The sequence below is a fragment of the Patescibacteria group bacterium genome (genome assembly GCA_034660655.1).
GTDB lineage: Bacteria > Patescibacteriota > Patescibacteriia > JAACEG01 > JAACEG01 > JAACEG01.
This window is the reverse complement of record JAYEJU010000005.1, coordinates 1-5866: the sequence shown is the minus strand read 5'-3', so window position 1 is coordinate 5866 and position 5866 is coordinate 1. Positions and strand designations below refer to the sequence as shown.

The 5866-nt window shown below is 29.1% G+C and carries 8 protein-coding genes; all 8 read left to right on the top strand.

The annotated features are described in order from the left end of the window. The first annotated feature begins 223 nt into the window (after nt 1–223). The 8 genes from U9O55_00245 to U9O55_00210 all read left to right on the top strand — a co-directional run bounded on the left by U9O55_00245 (nt 224) and on the right by U9O55_00210 (nt 5602). Entirely contained in the window at nt 224–544 is a 321-nt protein-coding gene (locus U9O55_00245; GenBank protein MEA2088263.1) for a DNA translocase FtsK, read from the top strand. Between the two features lie 211 nt (nt 545–755). Next, the gene (locus U9O55_00240) at nt 756–917 is read left to right on the top strand and encodes a hypothetical protein (protein ID MEA2088262.1); all 162 of its coding nucleotides are present in this window, start codon (nt 756–758) and stop codon (nt 915–917) included. Between the two features lie 298 nt (nt 918–1215). Then, entirely contained in the window at nt 1216–2139 is a 924-nt protein-coding gene (locus U9O55_00235) for a cysteine synthase family protein (GenBank protein ID MEA2088261.1), read from the top strand. A 145-nt stretch (nt 2140–2284) separates the two neighbouring features. Then, entirely contained in the window at nt 2285–2800 is a 516-nt protein-coding gene (locus tag U9O55_00230) for a cytidine/deoxycytidylate deaminase family protein (GenBank protein ID MEA2088260.1), read from the top strand. A 20-nt stretch (nt 2801–2820) separates the two neighbouring features. After that, nucleotides 2821–4119: an FAD-dependent thymidylate synthase gene (locus U9O55_00225; GenBank protein ID MEA2088259.1), complete on the top strand. Its 1299-nt coding sequence runs from the start codon at nt 2821–2823 to the stop codon at nt 4117–4119. A 7-nt stretch (nt 4120–4126) separates the two neighbouring features. After that, nucleotides 4127–4672: an AAA family ATPase gene (locus tag U9O55_00220; GenBank protein ID MEA2088258.1), complete on the top strand. Its 546-nt coding sequence runs from the start codon at nt 4127–4129 to the stop codon at nt 4670–4672. 1 nt (nt 4673) lies between these two features. Continuing rightward, nucleotides 4674–5003, top strand: a complete 330-nt coding sequence (locus U9O55_00215) for a nucleoside triphosphate pyrophosphohydrolase family protein (protein ID MEA2088257.1) — start codon at nt 4674–4676, stop codon at nt 5001–5003. Between the two features lie 5 nt (nt 5004–5008). Beyond that, nucleotides 5009–5602 (top strand): hypothetical protein, encoded by a 594-nt coding sequence (locus U9O55_00210; protein MEA2088256.1) that lies wholly within the window; start codon nt 5009–5011, stop codon nt 5600–5602. Nucleotides 5603–5866 lie beyond the last annotated feature (264 nt).

Here is a 5866-nt window from a genome sequence, read left to right as displayed (position 1 = left end):
TAAGTAATAAATCAAGCCAATTACCGCTCGGAATTTGATATATTACTCGCAATTTTTTTTACACTTAATTTTGCGTCATTTAAAGCCAGTTGCAATAGGTGGAAAGACAATAAAGAAAAACACACAGATTGTGACTAAAGCGAAACATAGGCAAATTCATAAAAATAGAAATAAAAGAGGGAAAATTTAATTTAATTATCATTTAATAATTGCATTTAAAAATATGTATACAGAAATTATTTTAACAATTATCGCAATTATATTTTTATTGTTTTTATTGGAAATAATAAAAATAAGAAAACTTTTGCAATGGAATAACGGACTTGTGAAGATAGAGCCAGTTGATATGAGAGAAGATGACGAGTTATTAAAGGAAGCTAAAAAAAATGTAATCGAAGCCCAAAAAGCAAGTATATCATTTTTACAAAGAAAATTAAGAGTTGGTTATAATAAAGCGTCTCGTTTAATGGATTCATTAGAGAAAAATGGAATAGTTGGACCCGTGACAAAAACTGGTCAAAGAAATGTTTTAATAAAAAAATGACAAATAAGAAATAGATATTGGCATAAAATATTATAACAAAATTCAAAAGTTGATATATATAGATTTGTAAGGATAGGCTTTAAATCAATCTCTGCTGTTGAATAAAAATAAATCCATATTTAATTTTATGGCAGAATCAATAAAATTATACTATAATAAAGGCATCTATAGATGCCTTTATAGATGCATCTAAAAAATAATATTTATTATTATGAGAAGTATTAGAAAATTGGCCAAAAATAGCTCTTATAGCTATTCTTTGAATATTCCAAAGGAAATTATAGACAAATACGGCTGGAGATCTAAGCAAAAATTAGTTATTAAAGACAAAGGGAGAGGATTGTTGGAAGTTAGGGATTGGAAAAGGAGATAAAATACGCAAAATTAAAAAATTAGAATAGGCGTTTTAAAAATTCACAGGGGCGCAAAATTTTGCGCCCTTCTTTTATTTTAAATTTCAAACTGTTGTAAAAATGATGCGACCGCGCTTTTTTTTACAACAGTTGAAAAAAATGGATTGTTGTAAAACAGGTGCGACCGCGCTTTTTTCACAACAATTTATGAATTCATCAATGTTTAGTGTTCAGTAGGGATAGGCCGCGATTTATCCTTACGCATTGACCAAATTATTTTATTATTTTAGAATAATAAGACAATATTATTAATATTTTATGGAAAAAGGAAAATACAATCTATTAAACGCTATTGGCAATACTCCGCTGATTGAATTGATTAATATCAACAAAAATAAAAATGTAAAAATATTTTGTAAATTTGAAGGCGCTAATCCAAGCGGTTCAATTAAAGACAGGTCTGCTTATTATATGATAAAAAAAGCCGAAAAAACAGGCGAACTAACAAAACATAAAACAATTGTTGAGCCGACTTCCGGCAATACAGGAATCGCCATAGCAATGATTTGCGCGGTCAAAGGATATAAGGTAAAACTTGTTATGCCGGAATGCGTGAGCTCAGAAAGACGCAGAACATTGGAGGCGTTTGGCGCTGAAGTTATATTGACAAAAGGAAAACATCAAATAGATGTTTCAATAAAAAAAGCGCTTCAGATTGTTAAAAAAAATCCTGAAAAATATTATATGCCAAACCAATATAAAAATGAAAATTGTGTTTTAGCGCATTATGAAACAACAGGACCTGAAATTTTTTCGCAAACTAACAAACAAGTTAATGTATTTACTGCTGGTATTGGAACTGGCGGGACTATTATAGGAGTTGGCAGATATTTAAAAAAGAAAAATCCAAAAATTAAAATTATCGGGATTGAGCCGGCAAAAAATCATTCAATCCAGGGGCTTAAAAATATGGAAGAGTCAATTGTTCCAAAAATTTACAAGCGAGAAGAATTAGATGAAAAAATTATTGTTGAAGATGAAGAAGCGTTTAAAACAGCGCGGGCGCTTGCCAGGAAAGAAGGTTTATTTGTTGGAATTTCCAGTGGCGCCGCTGTTTCCGGGGCTTTAAAAATCGCCAGTAAAATGAAAAAAGGAATAATTGTTACTGTATTGCCTGACAGAGGCGACAGGTATTTAAGCACAAAACTGTTCAGATCTTACTGCGCCAAGTGTCTGCCTTGATATTTTGTAAATTTTTTAATATTTTATTGTTTAAATGTTAAAGTGTTTATATGTTAAAATGTTATAGCGCGTCCTTGTTTGCCTTTTTTATTTTTGTTTGGTAATATAAAGCAAGTTTAATCAAATTTTTATTTTATTTTTTTTTATGAACAAAAATCAAAACCATATTCGCCTTAGTTGGGACGAATATTTTATGCAAATTGTAGAAATGGTCGGGGCTCGCGGAACATGCGATAGGGGCAAGGCTGGATGTGTAATAACTTTAGACAAAAGAATTATTTCTACAGGTTATGTTGGATCTCCCACAGGAATTTCTCATTGCGATGAAGTCGGACATGAAATGCATACTGTAAAACACAAGGATGGACAGGAATCAATGCATTGTATAAGAACAACCCATGCGGAACAAAACGCGATTTGCCAAGCAGCCAGATTTGGTATTGCTTTAAATGGCTCCACTTTATATTGTAAAATGACACCTTGTTATACATGCGCTAAAATGATTATTAATACGGGAATTAAAAGAGTTGTATGCGCGCAAGATTATCATGCTGGAAACAGAAGTAAAGAAATTTTTGTGGAAGCAAAAGTAAAATATGAACTTTTAAGCGATAAAATGACTACTTATGATAATATGAAACCAGATAAAAATGGAAAATGATTAATTTTAATTTTAAGATTATGGCAAAAATATTTATTTATGACGAATTTTCCCCAGAAGATATAGCAATGATGCAAGCACTTTATTCCCGCAGTCCAAAAAGCGTTGAAGATCATGTTCGAAAAGTAAAAGAATCTGGATCCGGTAAATTTATGGAAAAATTTTATGTAGGTTATGGACATTCAAGTATTGCTGATTGCGGAAGTGCGACAATTTTTATTGAAGGCGTGAGTATGCTGGCTGATAAAGCAATTCAAGATTGGCAATTATACGCGGGACAAGAAACAAGCACAAGATATATTGATATGTCAGCTCAACCGATTGTTAATCCTTTAAAAACAGAAAAATCAAAAGAAATTTTAGACAAATGGATGGAATTTTATATTAATAATCAAGAAGAACTTAAGAGACATTTGATTAAAAAATATCCGCGCAAAAAAGACGAAGATGAATCAGTTTATTTAAAAGCCATTGACGCGAGAAGTTTTGATATTATGAGAGGATTTTTGCCAGCTGGAATAACAACGCAATTGAGTTGGCATACAAATTTAAGACAAGCTTGGGATAAATTATCATTATTAAAACATCATCCATTAGTAGAAGTAAGAAAAATAACTGAAATAGCTCTTTTTAAATTAAAAGAAAAATATTCTCATAGTTTTAGCCATAAATTTTATGAAAGCCAAGAAAAATATAGAGAAAAAATTGTAGCTAAATATAATTATTATAATCCTCAAAATATTGAAAACGATTTTTTTTATAAAACAAATATATCTATAACAGAACTTAATCAATATGAAGACATTATAAAAACAAGACCAATAAAAACAAATCTTCCTGTTTTTTTAGCAGAGCTTGGAAATATTACTTTTAATTTTTTTCTTGATTTTGGATCTTTTCGAGATATCCAAAGGCACAGAAACGGAATTTGCAGAATGCCATTATTAACAACAAAAATAGGATTTAATCAGTGGTATTTAGAACAATTGCCAGAAAATTTAAAAAAGAAAGCTCAAAAATTAATAAGCGCGCAAATAAAAAATATAGATAATTTAGACGCCTCTTTGGAAATAAAACAATATTATATAGCTATGGGATTTAATGTCGCTTGCAAAGTTTCTTATGGTTTACCAGCGACAATTTATACAATAGAATTGCGTTCTGGAAAATTAGTTCACCCCACTCTTAGAAAAATTGCTCATAAAATGCATCAAGCCATTAAAAAAGAATTTCCAAATTTAATTTTGCATTCTGATATGGATCTTGATAATTGGGATATAAGAAGAGGTTTGCAAGATATTAAAGAAAAAAATAATTAAAATATTTATGGCAAATAAAAAAATAATTATAGGACTTATTGGCGAAATTGCAAGCGGAAAAGGAACAATATATAATTATTTATCTCAAAAATACGATGTGGGTTATCATCGTTTTTCCACTATTTTAAGAGATATTTTAGACAGATTGCATAAAGAAATTAATAGAGAGAATATGCAAAAGCTTTCTACAATATTAAGAGAAAATTTTGAACAGGATATTTTAGCAAAAGTAATCGCGAAAGATGTAAAGAATGATCAACATAAAATTATTATTGTTGACGGTGTCAGGCGATTTGCTGATATTAAATATTTAAAAAAAATTAAAGGATTTAAACTTGTTTATATAATTGCTGATATTGAAAAAAGGTATAAACGCGTTATAAAAAGATCTGAAAATTCTGGAGATAAAACAAAAACATTTGATGATTTTAAAAAAGAAAATAGACAAGAATCTGAAATTGAAATTGGCAAAGTTGGAGAACGAGCTGACATTAGGATGGATAATAATAATAGTTTTGAAGAATTATATAAATTGATTGAAAAAATAATATAATATGGATTTTAATCAATATCAAAAAAAATCCCGTTCAACAGCTATTTATCCTAACCAAGGTAAAAATTTTATTTATCCTGTTTTAGGACTAACTGGAGAAGCGGGCGAGGTTGCTGAAAAAATTAAAAAAGTGATTAGAGATAAAAATGGAAAAATTGACGAACAAACAAAAAAAGAAATTCAAAAAGAATTAGGCGATGTTTTATGGTATGTCGCGCAATTAGCCACAGAATTAAAATTGTCTTTAAATAAAATCGCTGATTGTAATATTAGAAAATTAAAATTAAGAAAAACAAGAAATAAATTACATGGAGAAGGCGATAACCGATAATTATTATGAAAAAACAAGGAAAATTTATTGTTTTATACGGCATAAATAATTTAGGCAAAACAACTCAGGCAAAATTATTGGTTGAAAAATTAAATAAAGAAAATATAAAAGCGGAATATTTGAAATATCCGATATATGATTTAGAGTCGTCAGGAAAAATTTTAAATAATTTTTTACGGCAGAAAAACAGTTATGATATTAGCCCAAAAGAAGCTCAAATTATTTATGTTTTAAATAGAACTCAATTTGAACCGATTTTAAAACAAAAATTAAAACAAGGCATCAATATAATCGCGGAAGATTATATTGGCACAGGTCTTGCTTGGGGCGTTGGCGCTGGTGTAGACCAAAAATTTTTAGAAAAAATAAATTCGCGTCTTTTAAAAGAGGATTCATCAATATTGTTTGATGGGGAGAGATTTAATGAAGCTGTTGAAAAAAATCACAAACACGAGACTGACGAAAATTTAACTAAAAAAGTTCGTTTAGCGCATTTAAAGTTTGGAAAAAAATACGGTTGGAAAAAAATAAACGCGAATTTAAGTATTGAACAAATCCATAAAATTTTATGGAGTATTATTAAGAAATTATGTAAATAAAAGCAAAAAAAGAGAGAATGATGTTCAAGTCCACGAAGATAATTCACACTTAGTTAATTCTAATTTATAAGGTTTTAAATCAACTTTTGTTGTTTTATTTTTATTATTTTGCTACAGTTTAGCGTCAATGAAACGAATTAGGCTCTGCTGATTTTATTCAAAAACAGCTTTCTGATTTATAAATCTTTACCTTGAAAATCATTTTATAATGGTTCTCAGAGTGAAAATGTATAAATTTGTCAGTTTTAAGATTATTTCAGTATC

Excerpts from the sequence above, each read along its gene's own strand:
- U9O55_00240 (MEA2088262.1), top strand. The coding sequence starts at position 756 with ATGAGAAGTATTAGAAAATTGGCCAAAAATAGCTCTTATAGCTATTCT.
- U9O55_00230 (MEA2088260.1), top strand. The coding sequence starts at position 2,285 with ATGAACAAAAATCAAAACCATATTCGCCTTAGTTGGGACGAATATTTT.
- U9O55_00225 (MEA2088259.1), top strand. The coding sequence starts at position 2,821 with ATGGCAAAAATATTTATTTATGACGAATTTTCCCCAGAAGATATAGCA.
- U9O55_00245 (MEA2088263.1), top strand. The coding sequence starts at position 224 with ATGTATACAGAAATTATTTTAACAATTATCGCAATTATATTTTTATTG.
- U9O55_00235 (MEA2088261.1), top strand. The coding sequence starts at position 1,216 with ATGGAAAAAGGAAAATACAATCTATTAAACGCTATTGGCAATACTCCG.
- U9O55_00215 (MEA2088257.1), top strand. The coding sequence starts at position 4,674 with ATGGATTTTAATCAATATCAAAAAAAATCCCGTTCAACAGCTATTTAT.
- U9O55_00220 (MEA2088258.1), top strand. The coding sequence starts at position 4,127 with ATGGCAAATAAAAAAATAATTATAGGACTTATTGGCGAAATTGCAAGC.
- U9O55_00210 (MEA2088256.1), top strand. The coding sequence starts at position 5,009 with ATGAAAAAACAAGGAAAATTTATTGTTTTATACGGCATAAATAATTTA.